Annotated in this window: 23 protein-coding genes; 10 read left to right on the plus strand and 13 right to left on the minus strand. The window is 75.2% G+C overall.

Features of this window, described 5'->3' with window-relative positions:
• The 7 genes from BMX74_RS16145 to BMX74_RS16175 all read right to left on the minus strand — a co-directional run bounded on the left by BMX74_RS16145 (position 1) and on the right by BMX74_RS16175 (position 7982).
• Positions 1-378, minus strand: a complete 378-nt coding sequence (locus tag BMX74_RS16145) for an RrF2 family transcriptional regulator (protein ID WP_055503379.1) — start codon at positions 376-378, stop codon at positions 1-3.
• 65 nt (positions 379-443) lie between these two features.
• Positions 444-1391, minus strand: a complete 948-nt coding sequence (locus BMX74_RS16150; protein ID WP_091101136.1) for a sulfite exporter TauE/SafE family protein — start codon at positions 1389-1391, stop codon at positions 444-446.
• Positions 1392-1564: 173 nt separating this feature from the next.
• On the minus strand, positions 1565-2623 hold the full coding sequence (locus BMX74_RS16155) for a DUF917 domain-containing protein (RefSeq protein WP_055503377.1): 1059 nt from the start codon (positions 2621-2623) through the stop codon (positions 1565-1567).
• Entirely contained in the window at positions 2616-4133 is a 1518-nt protein-coding gene (locus BMX74_RS16160; RefSeq protein WP_091101138.1) for a hydantoinase/oxoprolinase family protein, read from the minus strand. Before BMX74_RS16160 ends, BMX74_RS16155 begins: the two co-directional genes overlap by 8 nt.
• Before the next feature lie 17 nt (positions 4134-4150).
• Entirely contained in the window at positions 4151-5473 is a 1323-nt protein-coding gene (locus tag BMX74_RS16165) for a purine-cytosine permease family protein (RefSeq protein WP_055503375.1), read from the minus strand.
• Positions 5474-5536: 63 nt separating this feature from the next.
• Complete coding sequence (locus BMX74_RS16170; RefSeq protein WP_091101141.1) at positions 5537-6847, minus strand: hydantoinase/oxoprolinase N-terminal domain-containing protein; 1311 nt, start codon at positions 6845-6847, stop codon at positions 5537-5539.
• 34 nt (positions 6848-6881) lie between these two features.
• Positions 6882-7982: a DUF917 domain-containing protein gene (locus tag BMX74_RS16175; RefSeq protein ID WP_091101143.1), complete on the minus strand. Its 1101-nt coding sequence runs from the start codon at positions 7980-7982 to the stop codon at positions 6882-6884.
• Positions 7983-8070: 88 nt separating this feature from the next.
• Between BMX74_RS16175 and BMX74_RS44965 the strand changes: the two genes are divergently transcribed.
• The 8 genes from BMX74_RS44965 (at position 8071) to BMX74_RS16215 (ending at position 17238) form a co-directional block, all read left to right on the plus strand.
• Positions 8071-8646, plus strand: a complete 576-nt coding sequence (locus BMX74_RS44965; protein ID WP_143078678.1) for a hypothetical protein — start codon at positions 8071-8073, stop codon at positions 8644-8646.
• Entirely contained in the window at positions 8565-9464 is a 900-nt protein-coding gene (locus BMX74_RS44970; protein WP_218153965.1) for a PucR family transcriptional regulator, read from the plus strand. The genes BMX74_RS44965 and BMX74_RS44970 overlap by 82 nt, the downstream gene beginning before the upstream one ends.
• Before the next feature lie 31 nt (positions 9465-9495).
• Positions 9496-10140: an SDR family NAD(P)-dependent oxidoreductase gene (locus BMX74_RS16190; RefSeq protein WP_256256972.1), complete on the plus strand. Its 645-nt coding sequence runs from the start codon at positions 9496-9498 to the stop codon at positions 10138-10140.
• A complete protein-coding gene (locus tag BMX74_RS16195; protein WP_256256981.1) occupies positions 10133-10405 on the plus strand; it encodes a GntR family transcriptional regulator in 273 nt (90 codons plus the stop codon). Before BMX74_RS16190 ends, BMX74_RS16195 begins: the two co-directional genes overlap by 8 nt.
• Positions 10406-10629: 224 nt before the next feature.
• Positions 10630-13575, plus strand: coding sequence for a SpoIIE family protein phosphatase (locus tag BMX74_RS16200; RefSeq protein ID WP_218153966.1), 2946 nt, complete (start codon positions 10630-10632; stop codon positions 13573-13575).
• Positions 13576-13620: 45 nt separating this feature from the next.
• The gene (locus BMX74_RS16205; RefSeq protein ID WP_055504076.1) at positions 13621-14712 is read left to right on the plus strand and encodes a pyridoxal-phosphate dependent enzyme; all 1092 of its coding nucleotides are present in this window, start codon (positions 13621-13623) and stop codon (positions 14710-14712) included.
• A gap of 137 nt (positions 14713-14849) precedes the next feature.
• Positions 14850-15599: a polyprenyl diphosphate synthase gene (gene uppS / locus BMX74_RS16210; protein WP_091101151.1), complete on the plus strand. Its 750-nt coding sequence runs from the start codon at positions 14850-14852 to the stop codon at positions 15597-15599.
• A 1-nt stretch (position 15600) separates the two neighbouring features.
• Positions 15601-17238, plus strand: a complete 1638-nt coding sequence (locus tag BMX74_RS16215; protein WP_091101154.1) for an oxygenase MpaB family protein — start codon at positions 15601-15603, stop codon at positions 17236-17238.
• An 871-nt stretch (positions 17239-18109) separates the two neighbouring features.
• Here the strand turns inward: BMX74_RS16215 and BMX74_RS16225 are convergent.
• Entirely contained in the window at positions 18110-18613 is a 504-nt protein-coding gene (locus tag BMX74_RS16225; protein WP_201784521.1) for a MarR family winged helix-turn-helix transcriptional regulator, read from the minus strand.
• A gap of 127 nt (positions 18614-18740) precedes the next feature.
• Between BMX74_RS16225 and BMX74_RS16230 the strand changes: the two genes are divergently transcribed.
• Together BMX74_RS16230 and BMX74_RS16235 are read left to right on the plus strand one after the other, a co-directional pair.
• Positions 18741-19583 carry a helix-turn-helix transcriptional regulator gene (locus BMX74_RS16230; protein WP_091101155.1) on the plus strand — a complete coding sequence of 281 codons (843 nt, stop codon included), beginning with the start codon at positions 18741-18743 and terminating at the stop codon, positions 19581-19583.
• 78 nt (positions 19584-19661) lie between these two features.
• Complete coding sequence (locus BMX74_RS16235) at positions 19662-20432, plus strand: glucose 1-dehydrogenase (RefSeq protein ID WP_055503365.1); 771 nt, start codon at positions 19662-19664, stop codon at positions 20430-20432.
• Here the strand turns inward: BMX74_RS16235 and BMX74_RS44975 are convergent.
• From BMX74_RS44975 to BMX74_RS16260, 5 genes are all read right to left on the minus strand, one after another.
• Positions 20349-21686, minus strand: a complete 1338-nt coding sequence (locus BMX74_RS44975) for an FUSC family protein (protein WP_091101158.1) — start codon at positions 21684-21686, stop codon at positions 20349-20351. The two genes, BMX74_RS16235 and BMX74_RS44975, sit on opposite strands and share 84 nt — an antisense overlap.
• An 81-nt stretch (positions 21687-21767) precedes the next feature.
• Positions 21768-22040: a hypothetical protein gene (locus BMX74_RS16245; protein ID WP_055503363.1), complete on the minus strand. Its 273-nt coding sequence runs from the start codon at positions 22038-22040 to the stop codon at positions 21768-21770.
• Positions 22041-22177: 137 nt separating this feature from the next.
• Positions 22178-23221 (minus strand): P1 family peptidase, encoded by a 1044-nt coding sequence (locus BMX74_RS16250; protein ID WP_091101159.1) that lies wholly within the window; start codon positions 23219-23221, stop codon positions 22178-22180.
• A 106-nt stretch (positions 23222-23327) separates the two neighbouring features.
• Complete coding sequence (locus BMX74_RS16255; RefSeq protein ID WP_091101162.1) at positions 23328-23633, minus strand: 4a-hydroxytetrahydrobiopterin dehydratase; 306 nt, start codon at positions 23631-23633, stop codon at positions 23328-23330.
• Positions 23634-23705: 72 nt separating this feature from the next.
• A complete protein-coding gene (locus BMX74_RS16260; protein WP_091101163.1) occupies positions 23706-24356 on the minus strand; it encodes a hypothetical protein in 651 nt (216 codons plus the stop codon).
• Between the last annotated feature and the right edge of the window lie 28 nt (positions 24357-24384).

Consider the following 24384-nt stretch of genomic DNA (forward strand, 5'->3'; position numbering starts at 1 on the left):
TCACCGGTCGGCGACGACGTCGGCGAGGGTGATGGCGCCGAGGAGGCGGTCCTCGTGGTCGCGTAGTTCGTCCCAGATGTGGGTGAGCGGGGCCGCCGCCTTCGGGAAGGGCCTCGCGGCCGGCTCGACGCCTTCTGTCACCCGGATCACGTCGGCGAGCGCGATCGCCTCGGCGGGGCGGGCGAGCCAGTAGCCGCCGTCGGGGCCGCGCTGGCTGTGGATGAGGCCCGCCCTGCGCAGCTGCAGCAGGATGTTGTCGCAGAAGCGGCGGGGGATGTCCTGGGAGGCGGCGATGCGCTCCGACCGGAGGGGGCCGTCGGCCACGGCCAGGGCGAGCATGGCGCCGAGTGCGTACTGGGTGCGCGCGGAGATTCTCATGGGCTGTCGTGAAGGCGCGGGCGCCGGGCCCGGCGGCTGATGACCGGGCCGGCGCCGACGTGGCCTCAGGCGGAGGCCGGCTCCTCCTCCGCCCCTCGGCGCTGCCTCGCGGACTCGGCGGACTCGACGGCCTCGACCGACTCGTTGGCCTTGTCTCGGCGGTACTCGCGCACCGAGTACGCCACCGCGGCCGCCCAGACGACGGCGATGACCAGGTAGGCGACGGTCTGGACGCCGCCGGACGCCTTGATCCAGTCGCTGCGCAGCAGGCTCCGTACGTTGGTCAGGACGATCACGCCGCCCACGGCGGAGCCGAGGATGCGCGGCGGGATGTGGCGGACCAGCCAGGCGGCGATGGGCGCGGCGATGACGCCGCCGAGCAGCAGCACCGCCACCCAGGCGAAGTCGATGTTCTCGGAGCCGATGCCGACGAAGAAGCCGACGCTGGCGGCGATGGCGACGAGGAACTCGCTGGCGTCCACGGAGCCGACGACCTTGCGCGGCGCGAGACGGCCGCTGGCCAGGATGGCGGGGGTGCCGACGGGGCCCCAGCCGCCGCCGCCCGTGGCGTCGACGAAGCCGGCGAGCAGGCCGAGCGGGGCGAGGAAGCGGCGGCGCAGCGGCTTGCCCAGGTTGCCCCGGGGCAGCCCGAACGCGGTGAACCTGACGAGGATGTACACGCCGAGGGTGAGCAGGATGATCGACATGACCGGGGCGGCGACCTCGGTGGACAGGCTCGACAGGAACGTCGCGCCGGCGAAGGCGCCGACGGCGCCGGGGATGCCGATCCGCACGACCACCTTCCAGTCGACGTTGCCGAAGCGCCAGTGGGAGATGCCCGACGCGAGGGTCGTGCCGATCTCGGCGAGGTGCACGGTGGCCGAGGCCGCCGCGGCGTTGGTGCCGATGGCGAGCAGGAGCGTGGTCGACGTGACGCCGTAGGCCATGCCCAGGCTGCCATCGACGAGTTGGGCCGCGAAACCGACGAGCCCGAGCAGGATGAGCGCTCGCACGACCTCCCCTTTCCAGTGATTCCTACTTTTTAAGTCGGAATTATCATCATTCGGGGGCGGGGGTGGCGTCAAGCCCGTCTTTCCTGGCGAAACGGAAAGGGCGGAACGGTGAGGGCGCGCGCCCCGTACGGGACGCGCGCCCTCACCGGCCCTGCGAGGCCGTCAGGCGGCCGTCAGGCGGCCGTCAGCGGCAGGTAGTCGCAGTCGTAGCCGAAGTAGCGCGGCCCGGCCAGCTCCAGCCCGGCCGGCGTGGTCCACCGCGGGTCGCACGGCGCGCCGACGACCGTCACCCGCAGGCCGTACCGCATCGCCTCGGTCGTGACCGGCTCGCCGGAGTCGGTGTCGAGCACGCAGATCAGGTCGGGCGTGGTCGCGACGATCGCGCCGTCCCTGCGCGCCAGCAGGTGCTCGTTCTGGAAGTCCAGCTCCAGCGTGCCGGTGCCCTCCAGCCTGGCCCGCCCCCTGGCGAACCCGCCGGTCGTGCGCCGCTCGACGTCCACCACCTTGCCCGAGAACAGCGTCACCCCGCCGAGGACGGCGACCGCCGCCGCCACCGGGTCGGCGTGCTCGGCGCGCGCCACCCTGACGGCGCGGCCCAGCTCCTCCGCGAGCGTCAGCGTGGCCGGCACCAGTCCGTCGCGGAGCTGGTCGCCGCGCAGCACGGTGTCGGCGCAGGAGACCTGGCAGCCCATCTGGACGCACGCGGCCCGCGCGATGCGCTCGGCCCAGTGATTCGAGACGGCGTCCAGCACCAGCGTGTTGCCCTTGTCGTCGGCCACCGCCATGGGCGTGTTGCGCACGCCGATCAGGGTCGGCAGCACCATCTGCGCCTCGGGGAACGCCCGGCCCATCGCGTCGCCGTCCACGAGCGGCAGGCCCGCCTGGGCCGCCGCGGCGATCGGGATCATCGAGTTCACGCCGCCGACCTCGATCGGGACGATGTGGGTGGCCTGGCGGCCCAGCACCGCCTCCAGCGCGCGCAGCGCCGTGAGCTCCTCGGTGCCCCCGGGCAGCTTCTCCAGCAGCACCGTGGGCGCCCCCATGCTCGACACCGGCACCACGGTGGCGTCCGCGGGCACCTCGTCGATGTCGTAGACGGTCACCGGGCCGTGCCGGCGGATCGCCTCGCGGGCCAGCAGCTTGCCGACGTACGGGTCCCCGCCGCCGCCGGTGCCGAGGATGCCGGCGCCGCGCGCCATGTCGTCCAGGGCGTCGATCCCGATCTCACGCATCGATCTTCTCCAGGTCCAGGTCGCCGACGGCCTTCACGCGGACGCGCGTGGCGTCGCCGGGCAGGTAGGCGAGGGGCAGTTCCTCCACGTCCACGATCCGCACGCTGCCCTCGCGGGCGCCCGCGCGCAGCGCGCGCTCCACCGCCTCGGCCCTGGCCTCGGCGAGCACGGTCTCCCGCGGCCCCGAGAAGACGCGGTCCACCTCGCCGCCCACCTGCGCGATTGCCGCGCCGACCGCGTTGGCCACCTCGAAGTGGTCGGGACGGCGCACGTCGTCGAAGCCGGGCAGCCGGTCGATGAGGACGCTTCCGCCGCCGACCAGCACGACGGGCAGCGGGGCGGCGGAGGTGCGCATGCGGTCCACCGCCTCCGCGACCCGTTCGGCGACGACCTTCAGCGGGCGCTCGTGGTCCACGCCCGCGACCCGCGACGGGTCGCCGATCTCGGCGCGGCCGGCGGCGACGGCCAGGTCGGTCGCGGTGAGCGTGGAGCCGCCGAACACCAGCGCCTCGGACGACAGCCTGAAGCCGACGCTGCGCGGCCCGACGGAGCCGTCGGGGCCGACGATCGAGCCGCCGCCGATGCCGATCGACAGCACGTCCGGGATGCGGAAGTTGGTGCGCACCCCGGCGACCATCGCCTCGCCGGCCGCCTCGCGGGGGAAGCCGCCGGACAGGATGCCCACGTCGGACGTGGTGCCGCCGATGTCGACCACGGCGCAGTCGGTGAGTCCCGACAGGTACGCCGCGCCCCGCATGGAGTTGGTCGGGCCCGAGGCGAACGTCGCGACCGGGTAGCGGCGCGCGTGGTCCACGTCCATGAGCGTGCCGTCGTTCTGCGACAGGAACAGCGGGGCGTCGATGCCGGCCCGCCGCAGCGCCTCGCCGAACGCGGCCACCGTGCGGTCGGCGAGCGGCCGCAGGGCGGCGTTGACGATGGTGGCGTTCTCCCTGGCCAGCAGGCCGACCCGGCCGATCTCGGCCGACAGCGACAGGTGCACGTCAGGCCCGAGCTCGGCGGCGAGGATCTCGGCCGCGCGCCGCTCCGAGTCGTCGCTGACCGGGGAGAACACCGAGGAGATCGCGACCGAGCGCAGCCCGCGCCGCCTGATGTCGGCGGCGACCGCGCGCAGCTCGTCCACGTCCAGCGCGGAGATGGGGGAGCCGTCGTACTCGTGGCCGCCGTGGCACAGGTGCACCGCGCCCTCGACCGTCTCGCGCAGCCGGTCGGGCCAGTCCACGAGGGGCGGCAGCGCGGCCGTGGCGGGCAGGCCGAGCCGCACCGCGGCGACCGGCTCCAGCCTGGCCGCCTCCACGAGGGCGTTGACGAAGTGGGTGGTGCCGATCATCACGGCGGACACGTCCGTCGCGCCGAGTGCGTCGAGGGCGGCGGCGATGCCGCTGGTGACGTCCTCGGTGGTGGGTGACTTGACGGCGGCGAGCACCTGCCCGCCGTCGCCGATGAGGGCGGCGTCGGTGTTGGTGCCGCCGACGTCGATGCCGATGCGCATGTGAGGGCTTTCTGTCGTCAGACGGTGAGGGTGGCGGGCTGTTCGACGGCCTGTTCGCGGGTGCCGCGGACGAGGCCGAGCCGGCCCGCGACGACGTAGGCCACGCCCGCCAGGAGGAGGGAGTTGAGCGCGGGGATGCCGAACCACTGGTAGTGGTCGCTGAGCCAGCCGACCAGCGCGGACGCCGCCCAGATGACGAGCGTCGCGGGCACCCAGGTGGGCTCGGTGTCGGGCAGGCGCCCGGTGGCGCGGGAGGCGTCCAGGGCGGGCCGCCAGCGCCGGACGATGAAGTACTCGGCCACCATGATCCCGGCGACCGGCGGGGTGACGACCCCGAGGATCAGCAGGAAGTCGGTGAACCGCTCCAGGATGCCGGCGGCGGCGAGGAGGCTGCCGAGGACGCCGATGCCGACGGTGACGCCGACCCGGTTCAGCCGCACGCCGGTCGTCGACTCGACGGCGTTGAGCAGGCCCAGCGCCGACGAGTACAGGTTCCAGTTGTTGATCTTCACGGTGGCGGAGATCAGCACGATGACCCCCGCCACGCCGGACGAGGCGGTGATGATGGCCACGACGTCGGAGGACTTCACCGCGTACGCCAGCAGCACCCCGGCCAGGCCGAGGACGTACTCGCCGAGGGAGATGCCGACGAGGGTCTGCTTGACGACGTCACCGGTGTTGCGGTTGAACCTGGTCATGTCCGGCGTGGTGACCGCGCCGACGATGTACGACCCGGCGACGATCGTCGCGCCGGTCGCGATGGTGATCGGCTCGCCGAACGGCGGCGAGGCGACCAGCGAGCCCAGGTCGTGGCGGGAGATCTCCACCCACATCGCCCACCCGGCCAGGCCGAGGAAGGCGGGCACGGTGATGAACGCCGTCATTCCCATCGCCTTGAACCCGCGCACGACCAGCAGCGTCACACCGAGCCCCGCGACCAGCGACCAGGCCCACAGCGGCAGCCAGGACATGATCGAGTGCAGGCCGGCCGCGAACACCGCGGTCTGCACGCCGAACCAGCCGAACAGGCTCAGCGTGATGACGACGCCGATGAGCGTGGAGCCGTAGCGGCCGAAGCCGGTCCAGCGGGCCAGCATCGAGGTGGACAGGCCCTCGCGCATGCCGGCGATGCCGACGAAGATGCACACGATCTCCAGGATCACCGAGCCGAGGGTGAAGGCCCAGAACGCGCCCCAGAAGGACAGCCCCGCGCCGAGCGTGGCGCCGAGCAGGAACTGCGTCAGGTCGGAGAGCTGGCCGAACCTCTGGACGGCCACGTTGAACCAGGAGTAGCGGGCGCGTGGCGGCACCCGCTCGAGTGGGTAGTCGGCGTCGATCACGGACGTTGCCTTTCTGCGGGGGGTTTCACAGGCGGAGGAGGGCGCGGGGCCGAGGGGGCGGGGTCATAGGCGCGAGGGAGGGCCGGCGGCGCGGGCGCGGAGCTTGACGAAGGGGCCCGGCAGGTAGGCGAGCCGGGTGTCGGCCGCCTCCAGGATGCGGACGTGCCGGGGGTCGGCCCCGGCGCGCACGGCCGCCGCCCGCGCCTCCTCGGCGACCGCCTCCATCGCCTGGGCGAGCGCGGAGCGGTCGGGAGCGCGGACGATGCGCTCGTACTGGCCGCCGACGGGGGAGACGGCCGCGCCGATCGCGCCCGCCGCCTTCCCGTGGGGCGGGTGCAGCCCCTGCGGCACGGACTCCGCGCCGCCGCCGACCACGACGAGCGGCAGCCGTCCAGGGCCGGGCTGCAGCCGGTCCACGGCCTCGGCCAGGTCCGCCGGGTCGAACGGCACGGGCACCCTGATGAGGCTGGGGACGCGGAAGCCGACCGGCACCCCGCCGATCTCCGCACCGCCGACGGCCTCCTCGGGGAAGCCGCCGGCGAGCGCGCCGACCGTGATGCGCCGCGCGCCCACGTCCGCCACGACGGCGTCACCCAGCCCGGCCAGCACGCCCGCGCCGCGCAGCACGGACGCGGGACCGCTGCCCAGGCTCAGCCCCGGATGCCTGGCCAGGTGCTCCAGGCTCATCAGCGTGCCGTCGCCGCGCGTCACCAGCACGGCGGCGCCGGGACACAGCTCGGCCAGCGTCGCGGCCAGCCCGTCGGCGAGCGCGCCCGCCACGCCGGACAGCGCGGCGTCGAGCACAGTGGCGTTCTCGCGTTCCAGCAGGCCGATCGAGCCGAGGTCGGCCGACAGCGCGATCGGCAGGTCGCCCAGCTCGGCGCGGACGATCTCGGCGGCCTCCCGCTCCTGGTCGCCGTCCAGCGGGGAGAACAGGCCCGCGACGGCGACGGCCTGCGCCCTGCCCGCCACGCCGGACGCGAAGCGGGCCACGGCGTCGCGGTCGAGCGGCGCCCAGTCCTCGGGGTCGAGCCCGCCGCCGCCGTCCACGATGGCGTACCCGGCGCTGACGGCCTCGCGCAGGTCGGGCGGCCAGCCGGACAGCGGGCGCACGGCCCGCGCGGGCGCGCCGCCGATGCGCAGGACGCCCACCTTGCGCAGCCCCTGCCTCCTGACCACGGACGCGGCGGTGGCGCGCAGGCCGACGGCGACGTGGGTGAGCTCGCGCCGCGGCAGCCGGGCGAGCGCGGCCCGCACGCCGGCGGCCGGGTCGCCGGGCACGGACGCGACCTTGACGGTGGCGAGCACGGAACCGTCGTCGGCGAGGTGGGCCGCGTCGGTGTTGGTGGGCCCGACGTCCACCCCGGCCCTCACGACGCACCCTCGCGCTCGACGTCCATCCCCGCTCTCACGGCGCCACCTCACGCCGGTCGGCGAGCGGGCCTGCGGCACCTGCCGCCCCTGCAGGACCTCCAAGGCCGCCGGGGCCGCCGGGGCCGCCCGTACCGCTGCCGCCGGTCAGGCCGCCGGGGGCGGCTAGGGCGGTCAGGCCGGTCAGGCCGAACGCGGCGGGGCCGGCCAGGCGCAGGCCCTCGGGCGTGTGCCAGACGGGGTCGCACGGCACGGTGAGCACGGCGACCCGCAGGCCGTACCTGACCTGCTCGGTCTGCACCACCTCGCGGGTGCGGGTGTCGAGCAGGGCGATGACGTCGGGCACGGCGGCCACCGGGGCGCCGTCCTCGATGACGGCGAGGAACTCGCTGCCCGCCTCGACGCGCACGAGCCGGCCCTCGTCGGGGCCGAGCCCCTCGACGAGCACCGACCCCCCGGCCTCCGCGATCTTGCCGGTGACGATGGGCTCGGGCAGGCGCTCGCCGAGCCGTACGGCCCTGGTGACGGAGCCGAGCGCGGTGCAGGAGGCGACCTGGTGGCCGCGCAGGACGTACTCGCTGGTCGCCACCTGCCCGCCGAACGCCTCCAGCGAGGCGCGTACGAACCGCTCCAGCCACCGGCCGGTGACGTGGTCGATGACGACGGTCCTGCCGCGCTCGTCGCACATGACGGCCGGGGTGGGGGAGACGCCGCGCAGCTGCATCACGGTCTGGTCCATGCCGGGGAAGGCGCGGCTCATGCCGTCGGCGTCCACGAGCGGCAGGCCGAGCCGGGCGGCCCAGGCGACGGCCAGGCAGCCGTTGGTGCCGCCGATCTCGCTGGCCATGACGGCTCCGACGGGCGCGCCGAACAGCTCCTCGATCTTGTCGCGCAGGTGCACGGGCTCCTCGGTGCCGCCGACCCGCTCGGACATCACGGCGGACGACCCGGCCGTGCCGACCGGCATGACGAGCAGCGACGGGTCGAGCTCGGTGGGGGAGACGACCTCGACAGGGCCGTGGTCCTCCAGCGCCTGCCGGGCGGCGGCGCGGCCGATCGCGACGGGGCCGCCGCCCCCCGATCCGAGGACGGCGCAGCCCCGCGCGAACGCGGGAAGCAGGCCGGTGTCGATGCGCACCCGCCCAGGTTATGAACCCGCAGGTCAAGCCCGATGTACTGCGAGCACCTCTTTCGCGGCGCGGGTGTGCGCGTGGCACACTTCAGGCATGTTTCCGCAGGATGAGCTCATGGTGCTGGCAGGTCCCGGCGAGCCGCGCGACGCGTCCGGGGTGCGTCTGGTGGAGGACCTGAAGGACGTCGCGGCGCAGCCGCCCGGCTCGATCGTCGTGCTGACCAGGGCGGCGTCGGTCCAGGCCACCGGCTACCGCCTCGACGTGGCCCTGCGCGACGCGGCGGCGGCAGGGGCGGCGGCCCTCGTGCTGACCGGCGACCTCGGCGATCGAGACCCGCTGGGCGGCGCGGGCGCCGGTGGCGCGTCGCGCCCGGCGGCCGCGGGGCTGGTGGCGGGGGTCGCGCGCAGTGCCGCGGCGCTGGCGGAGCGCGGGGGCGTCACGCTCGCCCTTGCCCACGGCGCCGACCTGGCGGGGCTGGTCGCGGGGCTCGAACGGGCGGTCGCGGGCGACGCGTCGGACGCGCTGGCCAGGGCGGCGCGGGCGGAGTCCCCGAGCGCATCGCGCGGGAGGCGGGCGCCGCCCTCGGCGTGGAGGTACGCGCTGACGGCGACGAGTTCTCGGCCGACGCGCCCGCCGGGCATCTCGGCACGGCCGCGTCGATCGTGCTGAGGCTCGCGGCGCTGGCCGCCGCGGCCGGGCCGGCCGACGAGCTGCCCGGCCGCTCGCGCGCCCAGCTCCTGACCGAGCTGCTCGTCGCGCCGGAGAAGCAGGCGCAGGAGCTGGCGCCGCGGGCCAGGGCGCTCGGCCTGCCGATCGACGACTGGCACGTCGTGCTGCGCCTGGAGCCCGTGATGGACGAGGGCCCCGAGCGCTACGCCCTGCTCGACACGCTGGCGTCGCGCACGGCCCGCGCGGCGCGGGAGCTGGTCGGCCCGTCGTGGAACGGCGCGATCGCCGGTGACGCGCTCGTCGTGGTCCGCAGCCGGCCGCGCGACCCCGGGCGGGCGGGGCCGCGCGAGGCGGTGCGCGACGCCGCGCGGCTGATGGAACGGGTGCGCCCGGCGGGCGCGCGGCTGCGGTGCGGCGTGAGCACCGCCCACCAGGGGCTGCTCGGGCTGCGTACGTGCGCCTCGGAGGCGCGTACGGCGCTGCGCCGCAGCTCCGCCCCGCTCGCCACGTACGACCTGGCCGGGCTGGACCGGATGCTGGAGGAGTGGTACGCCTCCGACGCCGCGCAGCAGGCGGTGCGCGACCTGCTCCAGCCGGTGCTGGACCTGGGCGGTGAGCGGGCCAGGCACCTGCTCGCCATCCTGCGCGCGTACCTCGACCACCACGGCTCGCCGGCGCGCGCGGCGGAGGAGGTGCACCTGCACCGCAACGCGGTGAGCAGGAACATCCGCCGCATCGAGACGCTGCTCCAGGCCGACCTGGACGACCCGCAGCAGCGGCTCGCGCTGCAGCTCGCCTGCCGGGCGGCCGGGGCCTGACCTGTTCCTGCTGAACCACAACGACCACCCGGTGCGCGCCGCCGAGGGCGCCCGCGTGCTCGCCGTGGACGTCGCCCCCGCGCCCCCCGAGGGCGCGCCGGGCGGCGTCGAGTACCTGCGCGGCGACGTCTCCGCCGAGCACACCTGGGAGCGCGTCGCCGCGTGGGGGCCGATCGACGTGATCGTGAGCAACGCCGCCGCCGTCGAGGTCGCCCCGGCCCACGAGACCACGCTGGAGTCCTGGAACCGGCAGCTCGGCGTCGGGCTGACCGCCGCGTTCCTCGCCGCCCGCACGCTGCTGCCCCGCATGGAGACGGGCTCGATGGTGCTCACCTCCTCGGTGCACGCCCTCGTCGGACTGCCCGGCCATCCCGCGTACGCGGCGGCCAAGGGCGGGCTGACCGCGCTCACCCGGCAGCTCGCCGTCGAGTACGGCCCCGCCGTCCGGGTGAACTGCGTGCTCCCCGGGCCGATCATGACCCCGGCCTGGGACCGCGTGGACGACGAGGGGCGGGCCGGCAGCGTGCGCGCGACCGTGCTCGGGCGGTTCGGCACGCCCGGCGAGGTCGCCGCGGTGATCGCGTTCCTGGCCTCGGACGAGGCCGCGTTCATGACCGGCGCCGGCGCCGGCGTCGTCGTGGACGGTGGATGGAGCATAGTGAAGGACTCTGCATGACGACGGCGTACGGGGGCGGGGGCTCCACGGGCAGACGGTCGAGGCGATCGCTGCGATGATCTTCGGTGGAGAGGTCAGGGAGGGTGACAGCCTCGACGTCTCCGCCCTGCAGGCGCGGCTCGGCGTCAGCTCGACCGCGCTGCGCGAGGCGATGAAGGTGCTCGGCGACGCCCCGCACGGCGGCGACCTGGACGCGCTCCGCGCCCGCGCTCGCGCCTTCCGCGACCGCGTACGCGGCCTCACCGCGGAGGAGCCCGCCGTGTGAACTCTGTCACCTCCGAGCCGCCTTCGGCGGTCGCGCGTCGCGCCCGGCAGCGCAGCGGCTGCGGGGATTGCGGAGGCGGCCGCGCTGGTCGGTTCCCGGGCCGGGCCGGTTTTTGCCGATTGATGACACTGTTTCCTGAGGTCTGGTGGAGTATGTGAGGAATAGACTCCTTTGGGTTGATTTCCAGCCGCCCTGATACCCATCTTGGGGGAGATGCATCAGGCGTGACCAAGCCGACAACCGGCCACGAGGGCACGGCGGGCGCCGGAGGCGGCGCCCAGTACACCGAGCGGATCCTGCAGCGCTTCCTCGGCGGGGAGACCGTCGAGGGGCGCGTGCGCCCGCCGGTGCTGCGCTCGTGGCGCCGGAGCCAGGACAGGGGGCTCGTCCCCGAGCGCCTCGGCTTCACCGAGCCCGAAGAGCTCGACCTGGACACCCCGCTCGTCCGCGCCGCCAGGCCCGTGTTCGAGCGCAGGCGGGCGGCCATCGCCGACGCCGACGTCGGCCTGATCCTCGCCGACGACCAGGCCAGGATGGTGCTGCGCTACGCGAGCGACCGCTCCCTGCTCCGCGCGCTCGACGCCAACCGCGCCATCCCCGGCATGTGCTACGCCGAGGACCGCCTCGGCGGCAACGCCATCGGCAGCGCCCTGCTCGAGCGGCGCGCCTTCGCGATCTCCGGGTACGAGCACATGGCGGCGTGCCTGCAGCCGTTCGCCGCCGTCGGCGCGCCCATCCTCGACCCGCTGAGCGGCCGGGCCTGGGGCGTCGTGACGATCTGCAGCCTGGCGCGCCGGGCGCATCCCGCCATGGAGACGATGGCCAGGGAGGTGGCCGAGGCGGTCGAGCAGCGCCTGCTGGAGCAGAGCAGCGAGCGCGAACGCAGCCTGCTGGAGGCGTTCATGAGCGCGGGCGACGTGCCGCCGCCGAAGGCGGAGGAGGAGCCGGCGATCGGCCGGCTGCCGCGCGGCGACCGCCTCATGCTGGAGGAGAAGGCGATGGAGCTGATCGCCCGGGGCCGGCGCGCGGCGGTCGAGGTGCCGCTGTCGCACGGCGGGGTCGCCGTCCTGCGGGCGGTGCCGCGCGTGGAGGCCACGGGGCTCGTCGGGGTGGTGGCGCAGGTCAGGATCGGCGAGGGGTCCTGGCGGCCGTTCGCGGACGTGCCCCTGCTCGGCACGCCCGAGACGGTCGGGGCCCTGGCGCCGCCTCCCGAGTCCGGGGCCCGCCTGCACCTCCCGGCGACGTCCGCCCCACCGCCTCGGGGTGTCCCGTCCGGGGGCCCGCCGGCCGCCCGGCCGTCCCCGGAGGCCCCGCGCGCGGAGGCGGGCGGCGGCTCACCGGTGAACGGGTCGGCGGAGGCCGCGCGGGCGCGTCCCGCGCTCACCGACCCGTCCCTGTTCCTCGCGGGCGAACCGGGCGTCGGCCAGCTCGCCGTGTCGGCGCGGCGGCGGCTGCGGCTGCTGTTCGAGGCGGCCATGGGCATCGGCCAGACGCTCGACGCCGTCCGTACGGCGCAGGAGCTCGCCGAGGTGACGGTGCCGCGGTTCGCCGACCTCGTCACCGTGGACCTCCCCGACGCGGTCCTGCGCGGCGAGGAGGGCGGCGACCCGTGCGCCGGGCTGCGCCGCGTGGCCGTCCAGGGCGCGGCGGGCGTCCACGTCCCCGAGCAGGCCGGCGAGCCCGTCGACCGGCGCCTGTGCGCCGAGCAGGCCAGATGCCTGTCCGGCGGCGACCCGGTGATGTGGTCCGTCCCGGCGGGCAACGGCGACGGGCCGCGCTCGGTGATCGCCGTCCCGCTGTGCGCCCACGGCACCGTCCTGGGCCTGGCGACGTTCACCCGGTCGAGCAGGTCGCTGCCCTTCGACGACGACGACCTCTGGCTCGCCGAGGAACTGGGCGCCCGCACCGGCGTCTGCATCGACAACGCCCGCCGCTTCACCCGCGAGCGGGCCACCGTGCTGGCGCTGCAGCGCCGCATGCTGCCCGGCAGCCTGCCCGAGCAGAACGCCGTCGAGGCCGCCTACCGCTACCTGCCCGCCGAGGAGGGGGCCAGCGGCGACTGGTTCGACGTGATCCCGCTGTCGGGCGCGCGGGTCGCCCTCGTGGTGGGCGACGTCCCCGGACGCGGCCTGCACGCGGCTGCCACCATGGGCCGGCTGCGCACCGCGATCGGCAACTTCTCCGCGCTCGACCTGCCGCCCGAGGACGTTCTGGGGCACCTGGACGACCTCGTCCTGCGCATGGCCCGCGAGGAGGGCGGCCGGGCCGGGAAGGACGGCGAGGAGCCCGCCCCCGACGCCCCGTCCGACCGCGGAGTCATCGGCACGACCTGCGTGTACGCGGTCTACGACCCCACCACGCGGCGCTGCGCGATCGCGTCGGCGGGCCATCCGGCGCCCGCCGTGGTGCGCCCCTCCGGCGAGGTGGAGGTGCCCCGCGTGCCGGCGGGGCCGCCGCTCGGCCGGGGCGGGCCGCCGTTCGACACCGCCGAGCTGGAGCTGCCCGAGGGCAGCAGCCTGGTGCTGTACACGGACGGGCTGGTGGCCGGGCACGGCGACCAGGCGGCGGCCGTCGAACGGCTGCGCCGCACCCTGGGGAGGCCCGCGGCCACGGCCGAGGAGACCTGCGCCTGCGTGCTGGACGGCGTCCCGGCGGGGCCGCTGGCCGACGACGCGACGCTGCTGGTCGCCCGCACGCGGGTGGCCGGCCCCGACCGGGTCGTCCGCTGGGATCTGCCGCCCGACCCCGCGATGGTGCCGCCGATGCGGTCGCAGGTCGCGCGGGCCCTGGCGGAGTGGGGCCTGGAGGAGCTGGGGTTCAGTGCCCAGCTGATCTTCAGCGAGCTCGTCACGAACGCCATCCGCTACGGCGCCGAACCCATCCAGGCGCGGCTCATCCTCGACAGGACGCTGATCTGCGAGGTGTGGGACGCGGGCGAGACGTCGCCGCGCCCGCGCCGGGCCGCCGTCACCGACGAGGGCGGGCGCGGCCTGTTCCTCGTCGCGCGGCTGGCCGAACGCTGGGGCACCCGCTTCACCAGGAGGGGCAAGGCCGTGTGGGCGGAGCTGTCGCTGTCGGGCGAGGAGTGCGCCGTGCCCGGCCTGCCGGACGCGCTCGACCTGTTCGACGACCTCGCGGCCGAGGACGAGGCCTGGCACCCGGTGCCCTGACCCGTGGGGGTGGTGCGGGCCGCGGCCCCGGGTGACGATGAGGTCATGATCACTGCCTACTCGTGCCGGTGCGGCCGGACGTACCGGCCCACGGCCGACCGCTGGCGCTGCGACTGCGGCGGCCTGCTCGACCTGCCGCCCGCCGCCCTGCCGTGGCCGCCGCGCCGCGACACCGCGTCCCTGTGGCGCTACCTGGACGCCGGCGACCTGCCGTGGCGGGAGGTCACCATGGGCGAGGGCGGCACCCCGCTCGTCGAGGAGGACGGCGGGCTGCGGCTGAAGCTGGAGTACGCGTCACCCACCGGCTCCTTCAAGGACAGGGGCGCCGTCGTGCTGGTGGCGCTGGCCAGGGCGCTCGGCGCGACCCGGCTGGTGGCCGACAGCAGCGGGAACGCGGGCGCCGCCGCCGCCGCGTACGCCGCCCGCGCCGGTCTGCCCGCCGAGGTGTTCGTGCCGGCCCGTACGAGCGAGAAGAAGCTGGCCCAGATCAGGGGGCACGGCGCGGCGGTGACCGTGGTCGAGGGGTCGCGCGAGGACACGGCTGCCGCCGCCATGGCCCGGGTCGGCGAGACGGGCGCGTTCTACGCCAGCCACGTCCACAACCCGTACTTCCACGAAGGGACCAAGACGTTCGCGCTGGAGGTCTTCGAGCAGCTCGGCGGGGCGGTCCCGGACGTGCTGGCGCTCCCGGCGGGGAACGGCACGCTCGTCCTGGGGGCCTGGCGCGGCTTCGAGGAGCTGCGTGCCGCCGGGCTGAGCGGCGGCGTGCCGCGGATCGTGGCCGTCCAGGCGGAGCGCTGCGCGCCGCTCGCCGCCGCCTGGGCCGCCGGACGCCCCGAGCCCGAGCCCGTGCGGGCGGCGCTCCCGACCGTGGCGGAAGGCATCGCCGTCGCCGCCCCGGCCAGGGGGTCGCGCGTCCTGGAGGCCGTGGCGGCCACGGGCGGCGGGGTCGTCACCGTGGCCGAGGACGAGATCGCCGCCGCGCACGCCGCGCTCGCCGCCCGCGGGCTGTGGGTGGAGCCGACGGCCGCCGTGCCGTACGCGGCCGTGCGGCGGCTGCGCGCCGAGGGCTCGCCCCTGCTCGGTGGCACGGTCGTGGCGCCGCTGTGCGGCTCGGGACTGAAGGCGTCGCTGTGACAGGAGCCGCCGCCCCTCGACACGGTCAGTGATGTTTCGAGCACTGAACGTAAGCTACAGTTAAAGCCCTGCCCAACGGGCGGTCTCGGTGGGCGCCACGTCAGGTGGCCGGCGGTCGAAGGGGAGGGCGGGAAGCGGTGAGCGGTCTGCCGCGCCATGTCGCGTGCGTGATGGACGGAAACGGGCGCTGGGCGGCGCTGCGCTCGTCACCGCGCACCAACGGCCACCGGGCAGCCGAGGCGGCCGTGATCGACGTGATCGAGGCCGCGCACGCCGCCGGCATCCCGTGGCTGAGCCTCTTCGCGTTCTCCACCGAGAACTGGGGGCGCCCGCAGGGAGAGGTCCGTTTCCTCATGCGGCTCGTGCAGCGCGTGGTACGCAAACACGCCCTGATGCTGCACGCCCGGGGCATCCGGTGCAGGTTCCTGGGCGACGCCGACACCAGGATCCCGCCGTCCCTGGCCGCCGACATCGACGCCCTGACCACGCTGACGGCGGGCAACACACGCATGACCCTGACCGTGGCGTTCGACCACGGCGGGCGCCGCGACATCGTGAGCGCCGCGCGCTCCCTCATCCGCGAGGGGGTGCCACCGGAGCAGGTCACCGAGGAGAGCTTCGCCCGCCACCTGCCCCACCCCGACACCCCCGACGTCGACCTGGTCATCCGCACGTCAGGCGAGCAACGCATCTCCAACTTCATGCTCTGGCAGGTGGCCTACGCCGAATGGATGTTCCCCCAGGTGCTCTGGCCCGACTTCCGTGCCGGGCACTTCTGGGAATGCCTCGACGCCTACCGCCGGCGCGAGCGCCGCTTCGGCGGCGTCGGGGCGCCCGCCCGCACCGCAGGGGTCGCGGCACCCGCCGCGACGACAGGAAGGAGCTGAGATGTCCGGCACCACCGACGCCGCCGGCGGGTCCTACCCGCTGCTGCGGCAGTACTGCAACGAGGCACGCTGGGGGCTGGCGGCGAGCAGGGCGAGCGTGCTGGAGGCGGCGTACCCGCCGATCGGCGGGGCGCTCACGGGCAACTCCACGTTCGTCGCCCGCCCGTGGCGGCGGCTGCGCAACACGATCACCAGCACGCAGCGGCTGGTCGGCGACGACGAGCAGGTGCGCCTCCGCGAGGCGCACCGGCTCAACCGCCTGCACGCCCGCATCTCCGGCACCGACTCCCACGGCCGCCCGTACGACGCCACCGACCCCGAGGCGCGGGCCTGGGTGATGGCCACGCTGTTCGAGTCGACCGTCACGATGTGCCGCCTCGGGGGCCGGCCGCTCGGCACCGGCGAGCAGGAGCAGATGTACGCCGAGTTCCGCGGCCTGCTCGCCCTGATGGGCGACGACCCCGGCAACCTGCCGCCGACCCTCCCCGAGTTCTGGGACTACTACGACGAGGTGATCCGCAAGCGGCTGGAGGACAACGAGGCGGTCAGGGCCGTGCTGCACCGGGTGTTCGCCGAGGTGCCGCCGCCGCCCCTGCTGCGCGACCACCCCGCCCTCTGGTCCGCGATCCGGGCCGTGGTGGGCCCGGTGGGCAGCGCGATCACTGTGGCCTCGCTCCCCGAGAGCTACCGCCGGCAGGCCGGCATCACCGTGACACCGGCGGCGCAGGCGCTCATGCGCGGGGCGTACCTGGCGGCGGGTGTCGCCACCCGCGTCCTGCCTCCGGCCCTGACGCGGGTCACGTCCGTCCTCGGCGTCCTCGACGCCGGCGACGACGACGCCCCCGACCCCGCCACCAGGGTGCTGGGGGCGCTGCTGCACCAGGCGGCGCGGGCGGGCGAGCTGCTGCGCCTGCTCACGCAGCCGCAGGCCCAGCCGTCCCCGTGGGCGGAGGCGTCCGACGCCTCCGACGGCCCCGCGCATGCGGAGCCCGCGGCGCGAGCCGGGTCGGCCGAGGGCGGGGCCGGGGCCGACGGCGGGGGCGGCGGGGGCGGCGGCGGGGGTGGCGGCTCCGCCCGCCGCACGGCCGCCGCGTTCTTCGCCGAGGTCCTCGACCAGACGGGCGACGGCTACCTCGACTGGCCCGACCTCGCCGCCATGGCCAGGGAGATCGCCTCCCGCCTCGACCTCGACGAGGACATGGAGAACCGCCTCTTCACGGCGTACGCCGCCTGGTGGCAGGAGCTCCACTCCGGTCTCGACGCCGACGGCGACGGGCGCATCACCGCTCAGGAGTACGCCTCGGCGGTCACCACCCTGGCGAGCCCCGCCTTGATGCGGGTCGCCGAGGTGCTGTTCGACGCCACCGACAGCGACGACGACCAGAGCGTCAGCGCCGAGGAGTACCGCATGCTGTTCCGCACGGCCTTCGGCAGCGAACTGCGCGGCAGCGAACTGCGCGGGGGCGAACTGCGCGGTGGGGAGCCGCGCGGTGGGGAGCCGCGCGGTGGGGAGCCGCGCGGTGGGGAGCCGCGCGGCGGCGACGGGCGTCTTTCGCGCAGCGCCTTCGTCCGGGAGTTCCTCGCCTTCATGGCCGGCCGCCACTCCACCGCCTACGACCGCCTCTTCGCAGAAGCCTGACCATCCCCTCCAACCGGCTGCGCCCCTGCCTCCCGTGTGGGGGCGGGGGTGCGGGGCGCTCCGGGGGGAAGCTCTCGTCGCTCGACGGGTCGTCCGCCGTGGGGTCGTTCAGGGTCGTCGGTGGGCTTGTCGTGCTGGTCACCGGCCCTGCTCCCCCTCCCGGACGAGAAATTCTCGGGCGGTCGTGTCACGTTCGATCCGTGCCAGGGGTCGAGGCAGTGAAGACCCATGAGGGACCGGGGCGCGAGGCCCCTGGACCGTACGAGTTCGGAGCAGTCATGACGTCCTCCATCCTGGTCACCGGTGGCACGGGCACGCTGGGCCGCCAGGTCGTGCCGCTGCTGCGCGCCACCGGCCGCGAGGTGCGCGTGCTCCGCGTCGTCGCCGAGTCCGGCGTCGGCTGGACGACGCTGCGCGCCACCCAGTTCCACGAGTGGATCCTCGCGACGCTGGGGCAGATGGCGAAGCTGCCGGTGATCCCGACGTGGGCGGGCGTCCGGTTCCAGCCGGTCGACTCGGGGGAGGTGGCCGCCCGGCTGGCGGAGCTCGCCCTCGGCGAGCCCGCGGGCCTCGTGCCCGACCTGGCGGGGCCGCGCGTGTACGGGATGGACGACCTCGCCCGCGACTACCTGCGGGCGAGCGGCAGGCGCCGCCTGATCCTGCCGGTCAGGACGCCGGGCAGGGCGGCGGCCGCGTACCGGGCGGGCGCGAACCTCGCCCCGGAGCGCGCCGTCGGCCGCCGCACCTGGGAGGAGTTCCTGGCCGCGCAGTCCTTCCCGGGGGCGGTAGGGCGACGTCAGGTGGTCGCCGAGCTCCCCGCCGTGGCCCGCCGCGATGCCGCTGGGGGGCGACGGCGCGGGCGGGCGGGCTGTCAGCCGATCATGCCGCCGAGGCGGCCTTCCAGCAGCAGCAGGAGTTCGGCCAGCAGCTCGGCGAGCTGCCGCTCGCGGTCGTCAGGCAGGCCGGACAGCAGCCCGTTCTCGTACGCGAGCTGCTCGGGCAGCAGCCGGCTGATCAGGTCACTGCCGCTGTCGGTGAGCGAGAGGTGGGCGACCCGGCGGTCCCGCTCGTCGGCGCGCCGGGCCACCAGGCCGAGATCCTCCAGGCGTTTGATCCGCTTGGTCACGGCCGCGCCCGACGCGAACGTCTCCCTGGCCAGCCTGCCGGGAGTCAGCTCACCGCCGACACGGAAGAGCGCGCAGAGGATGTCGTACTCCGACCGGTTCACCCCGGCCCGTCCCAGCGGGGTGTCCGCCGCGTGCTGCAGCAGCGCGGCGCACCGGTTGATCCTGCCGATGACGGCGATCGTGTCGAGGTCGGCGTCAGGAAGGACCTGCCGCCACTGGCGCAGCGCGACCGCCATGGCGTCCTCCACGTGCCGGTCCTTCCTGTCGGGTACGGCTTCCTGATCACTCCGATCGTACGCGCGAGCCCGCCCTCTCCGCCCGGCCCCGGCGCTCCGGGGGAGGAAGCGCGGGCCCGGCGTCGTTGTTCCTCGATCCATGACCAGCGAGTCCTCCCAGAGGGGGCGGCACGGCCGCCGTGAGCAGCTCCGCGACTTCCTGCGCGCCTGCCGGGCCCGGCTCACGCCCGGCGACGTCGGCATGGCGGCGGCCGGCAGGCGCCGGACTCCGGGTCTGCGGCGTGAGGAGGTCGCCGTGCTGGCCGGCGTCGGGGTGTCCTGGTACACCTGGCTGGAGCAGGGCCGCGACATCAACGTCTCGGCCGAGGTCCTCGACGCGATCAGCGGGGCGCTGCGCCTGAACGGGCCCGAGCGCGCGCACCTGTACCTGCTGGCCGGTCTCAACCCGCCGCCGGGCGAGGGCGGGTCGCCCGGCGCTCCCGTCACCCCGGAACTGCGGCGGCTGGTGGAGGCGTGGGCGCCGCGCCCGGCCATCCTCCGCGACCGGTACTGGAACCTGCTCGCCGTCAACGACGCCACGCGGGCGGTGTTCGGCTACGACGACGCCGACCACAACTGTCTGACCTCGTTCTTCACCAACCCCCGACACCGGGCCGCGCACCCGCGGTGGGCCTCGGTGGCGGCGGCCGTGGTGGCCGCGTTCCGCGCCGACGCGGCGCATGCTCCTGACGACCCGGAGTTCGGCCGGGTGGTGGACGGTCTGGCCGCCGTGAGCCCCGAGTTCGCCCGCCTGTGGGCGCGGCACGAGGTGGGCGCGCCGGTGCAGGCCGTGAAGGCGGTTCGCCACCCCGAGGCCGGTGATCTGTTCTTCGACCTGACGACCCTGACCGTGGCCGGCCGTCCCGACTGGCACCTGGAGCTGTACAACCCGCTGCCCGGCACCGAGGGCCGGCTCGAACAGCTCGCGCGGCTCCCGGCCTGACGCCCCCAGGGTGGTGGTGGCACTCACAGGCTGAGCACGCACTGTATACGCCGGACGCCGGTTGGGACGCTGAGTCCCATGACGCAGAGAACCTCCCGATTCGAGGACAAGATCGCGCTCGTCACCGGCGGCACGAGCGGAATCGGCCTGGCCACGGCGCGGCGGCTGCTCGCCGAGGGCGCGCGGGTCGTCATCACCGGCCGCGACCAGGCCAGGCTGGACGCCGCGGCCGAGGAGTCAGGCGGCGGGGACCGCGTGCTCGCGGTGCGCTGCGACGTGACGGGCCTCGCCGACCTGGACGCGCTGACCGCCGGGCTCCGTGACCGGTACGGGCGCCTGGACGTGGTGTTCGCCAACGCCGGTGTGGCCTCGTTCCGGCACGGTGGCGACGTGACCGAGGCGGAGTTCGACCGGGCCGTGGACATCAACGTCAAGGGGGTGTTCTTCACGATCCAGAAGGCGCTTCCGCTGCTGCCCGACGGCGCGGCGATCGTGATCAACGCCTCCTGGACGCTGCACCGCGGCCTTCCGGGCGCCTCGCTCTACGCGGCGACCAAGGCCGCCGTGCACAATCTGGCGCGTACCCTCGCCGCCGACCTCGCGTCCCGCGGCATCCGGGTCAACTCCGTGAGCCCCGGCTACATCCGCACCCCCATGTTCGAGGACAACATCTCCGCCGAGGCCGAAGCCGCCGTCGTGGCGGCCGTGGCCGCCGGTCGCGTCGGCACGCCCGAGGAGGTCGCGGACGCGGTCGCGTTCCTCGCCTCAGATGAGGCGTCCTACGTCAACGGGCACGACCTGGTCGTCGACGGCGGCCTGATCGCGACCGCCTCCGGCCTGACGGGCTGAGCCGGCCGGCGCGCTCCTTGCGGGGAGCGTGCGGAGCACGGGGAGCATGGGGAGCATGGGGAGCGTGGACAGCCGGGCGAGGGCGGCGCGTCCTCGTGTCCTCGCCGTCCGTCCCCGCCGGTGCGCCGCCCGCCGGTGCAGCAGGAGGAGGCAGGCCGGCAGCCCGGCGGCGACGCCCAGGCAGGTGTCCAGCCAGCGGTCGGCCACGAGCGTGGCGACCGGCTGCCTCCCCGCGAACTCCGTCATCAAGATGGCCATCGGCGTGACGAACACGGTGCCCAGCCAGTAGTTGCGGGTCATGGCGGCCTCCGTCACGAACTGCAGCGCCAGCACCGTCACGACGAGCGCGAGCGGCCCGAGCCCGGTCAGGGGCGCGAGCAGCGTGAACAGCGCGACGCCGAGCAGGTTGCCGACGACGCGCTGGAAGGCCCGGTTCCAGGACGCCGTGGTGCCGGCGGCGAACACCGCGGCCGCGGTGACGACGGCCCAGTACGGCCTGCCGACGCCGAGCGCCATCGACGCCCAGCCCGCCAGCGCCGTGCCCCCGGTGACCATCGCGACGGTCCGCCAGTCGCCGGCCACGTCCAGGAGGACCCGCCTGAACGTCGTCCGGCCCGGCCCGGCCTCGTCCTGACCGGCGACGGCGGCCTGCCGCGGCCGCCGGAGAGCGTGCCGGTCCCCGGCCCGGGCGCGCGGCAGCCGGGCCGCCGCCTCCAGCGCCCGCCCCGCCGCGATCCGCGCCGGGCCGCTCGGCCGGACCAGGGCGGGGGCCATTCCCACCATCCAGGCGAGGGCCCCTCCGGCCACCCCGATCCCGACGTGCAGGGGGACGTCGCCGAGCCGCTGCGGCGCGAACGCCGCTGCGGCCGCCATGAAGGTGAGCACGACGTTCCCCGGCGGCCCGATCCTGGTCGCGTCGCACGCCGCCTTGTGCAGCCCGGCGAGGGCCGCCGCCACGGCCACCCTGATGGCGACCGAGTCGGTGAGCGCGGCCGTGACCAGCGCGATCGCGGTGCTCGACAGCATGCCCAGCACCACCCAGGCGAGCGCCCTGGCCCGCGCGGCGTACGGCAGGGCGTGCCCGTACAGCGCGCACATCGCGCCCGCGGAGGCGTACAGGACGAGGTCGAGCCGGTCGGCGGCGAGCAGGGTGAGCTGGACCACGGCGAGTGCCGCCACGGCGCTCAGCGCGGGTTTGTGCCAGATGTCGCCGAGCGGCGCGAGCCGGAGAGCACGGCGGACGGGCAGCCACATATGCGATCGAAGCTGGACAAATGGGACACTCTGCACCATGAAACTTTAGCAGGTGTTTTACCCGTAAAACATCGCGCGGCCCTACCCGCCGGTTCGCACCGGGGAGGGTGACGTCGTGGGCGGCGAGCCGCCGGGGGCGGGGCTGGGCCGCGAGGTGTTCGTGACCGGCGCCGAGGCGGTGCCCGGCGAACGCAGCGACACGAGCACCAGCGCCGCCGTCACGACGGCCGCCGTCGTCACCACTCCGGCGGCGACCCACAGGGCCCGGCGTGCCCGCCGTCTGGCCTGCTCCCGCCGCCTGGCCTCCTCGCGCCGCAGTTCGGCGCGCCTGCGCTTGACCTTCCTCTGTGACATTCGACACTCCCGAGAACGCTCGGACGCCACCTTAGAAGCGCGCGCGTAACACCCGGCTAAGCCCGGGGCCGTGGCGGCCCCGGCAACGGGAAAGATCTCGTCAACGAAGACCGCCCACGGCCTGGCGCACAACCGGGTCAGGGACGCGCGCCCGCTCCCTGCAGCCGGTCGTACGGCACCCCGTAGCTCGTACGGCCCCCGACGCCCGTCGTGGTCGTGGCCATGAAGACGGAGTTGAGCAGCGCCTCCTCGACGGAGTCCAGCACGGCGGCGAAGACGGGGTTCAGCGCGTCGTCGGGCAGGGGCGGGAGGTGCGCCGGCGCGGTGCTGAAGGCGATCGCGTAGTCGCCGCTCCCGTGCGAGTACGCCGCCCCGACCCGTCCCATCGCGAAGATCGCCCGGCGGGCGAGGCGGCCGAGCCGGCGCGCGTCGAGCGGCGCGTCGGTGGCGACCACGATCATGCAGGAGTTGCCGGGGGGCTCCTCGTGCCGCACCCCGGGCAGGAGCTCCTCCACCGGCATCGGCACGCCACGCACGGTGAGCACGCCGCTGAAGTTCGCCTGCACCAGCGCCCCGACCGTCACCGGGCCGCCGTCCAGCGCCACCCGCCTGGACGAGGTGCCGATGCCGGCCTTGAACCCGAGGGCCGTCGTGCCGGTGCCCGCCCCCACGCAGCCCTCGGCGGGCAGGCCGCCTGACGCCCCGCGCAGCGCGTCGAGGACGTGCCGCTCGGTGACGGGACGGCGCCGGATGTCGGACAGGAAGCCGTCGTTGGTCTCCCCCACGAGCGGGTTGAACGACAGCCCGTCCGGATGCAGCTCCATCAGGTACGTCAGCAGCGCGTCGGCCGCGCGGAACACCGACAACGTGGCCGTCAGGACGATCGGCGACTGCAGCACGCCCAGCTCGTCGATCTGCGTGGAGCCGACCAGCTTGCCGAACCCGTTGCCGGTGTGGACGGCGGCGGGCAGCCCGGCGGGCGCGGTCGCGAGCCGCCGGGGGACGACGGCGGTGACGCCGGTGTGGAGGTCGGCGCCGTCGTCCAGGGTGGTGTGACCCACCAGGACCCCTTCGACGTCGGTGATCGCGTTCAGGGGGCCGGTCGGCAGCGCGCCGACGACGACGCCCAGCGAGCGCGCCCGGGCGCGCCCGCCGGCGGAGGCGGAGAGGTGGTTGTCCATGACGTCCTTCTGGCTGGGGTGATCGTCGGATCCCAGCTTCGGGCACGCGCAGGGGCCACCGTCATCCGGGAGGGGGTCACCCGCCCAGGAAGGCGGGTCGCCCGGCTCAGCCGCGGTCGCGGGCGCCGCCGTCGAGCACCTGGTCGATGCGGGCGGCCAGCTCGACGTCCCGCGCGGTCACCCCGCCCGCGCTGTGGGTGGACAGCCGGAAGCGGATGCCGTGCTCGCCGCGTTCGATGTCGGGGTGGTGGTCGAGCACCTCGGCCTCGTTCATCACCGCCCTGCTCAGCCAGTCGTGGCTGTCGGGCGGCACCGGTACGTCCTTGACCAGGGCGTTCCCGTCGCGCCGCCAGCCTTCCAGCGCCACCAGCGCGGTGTCGATCTCCTCGTCGGTCAGGAGTGCCTGGGCCATGCCGCCTCCCGTGTCGTCGTCCTCGAGGGTCGGCTACCACGGGCCGGCGCGTTCACACCTGATCGGCGACGCTCAGTCGGCGAGGTAGGTGATCGAGCCGACCTCGAAGCCGGCGGACGCGGAGCCGCGGACAACGTGCATCAGCATCGCCCCGCCCTCGTAGGACCAGGCGCACGAGTACCCCTTGGGCTCCTTGCCGCAGCCCTGGAAGTGGTGGGTGACGCCGCGGGGGTCGTACTTCACCCGGAACAGCGTGTTCACCGCGGCCGTGCTGCCGACCTCCAGTGCGGCGTACCTGTCGTTCCGCTTCCAGGCGGCGAAGAGGTGCCCGGCCGCGGCGGACGGCTTGACGAGGTGCCGCGACAGGTAGACCTTGGTGACCTTCGAGCCGGTCACGACCATGGCGATGCCGTCGAGCCCGCCGGGCACGCGCACGCTGGTGTGGACGTACCTGCACACGGCGCCCGAGCAGCCGCCGAAGCGGTCGGGCGCCCGGTAGACGTAGCCGAAGATCGCGTTGACGGCGGCGGGGGTGGCCGCCCTCGCCGCGGCCGTGCGGTCGCGGGCCAGCCAGGCGTCGAACAGCTTGTCCGCCACGTCCCGAGGCGCGGAGGCGACCCGGGCGGAGGCAGGGGCGGCGGCGGAGGCGGGGACGGCGGGGGCGAGCGTCAGCGTCGCGGCCGCCGCGAGGGCGGCGCCGCCGAGAACCAGTGGAGTGGACACGCCGCGACGCTAGTCCCCGCGCCTTGCG

It is taken from the genome of Nonomuraea pusilla (assembly GCF_900109355.1).
Classification (GTDB): domain Bacteria; phylum Actinomycetota; class Actinomycetes; order Streptosporangiales; family Streptosporangiaceae; genus Nonomuraea; species Nonomuraea pusilla.

Coding starts and splice junctions, on each gene's coding strand:
- BMX74_RS16255 (WP_091101162.1), bottom strand. CDS start 23,633: ATGGCCCAGGCACTCCTGACCGACGAGGAGATCGACACCGCGCTGGTG.
- BMX74_RS16145 (WP_055503379.1), bottom strand. CDS start 378: ATGAGAATCTCCGCGCGCACCCAGTACGCACTCGGCGCCATGCTCGCC.
- BMX74_RS16235 (WP_055503365.1), top strand. CDS start 19,662: ATGACGCAGAGAACCTCCCGATTCGAGGACAAGATCGCGCTCGTCACC.
- BMX74_RS16160 (WP_091101138.1), bottom strand. CDS start 4,133: ATGCGCATCGGCATCGACGTCGGCGGCACCAACACCGACGCCGCCCTC.
- BMX74_RS16215 (WP_091101154.1), top strand. CDS start 15,601: ATGTCCGGCACCACCGACGCCGCCGGCGGGTCCTACCCGCTGCTGCGG.
- BMX74_RS16250 (WP_091101159.1), bottom strand. CDS start 23,221: ATGGACAACCACCTCTCCGCCTCCGCCGGCGGGCGCGCCCGGGCGCGC.
- BMX74_RS16155 (WP_055503377.1), bottom strand. CDS start 2,623: ATGCGTGAGATCGGGATCGACGCCCTGGACGACATGGCGCGCGGCGCC.
- BMX74_RS16205 (WP_055504076.1), top strand. CDS start 13,621: ATGATCACTGCCTACTCGTGCCGGTGCGGCCGGACGTACCGGCCCACG.
- BMX74_RS16245 (WP_055503363.1), bottom strand. CDS start 22,040: ATGTCACAGAGGAAGGTCAAGCGCAGGCGCGCCGAACTGCGGCGCGAG.
- BMX74_RS44965 (WP_143078678.1), top strand. CDS start 8,071: ATGTTTCCGCAGGATGAGCTCATGGTGCTGGCAGGTCCCGGCGAGCCG.
- BMX74_RS44975 (WP_091101158.1), bottom strand. CDS start 21,686: ATGTGGCTGCCCGTCCGCCGTGCTCTCCGGCTCGCGCCGCTCGGCGAC.
- BMX74_RS16230 (WP_091101155.1), top strand. CDS start 18,741: ATGACCAGCGAGTCCTCCCAGAGGGGGCGGCACGGCCGCCGTGAGCAG.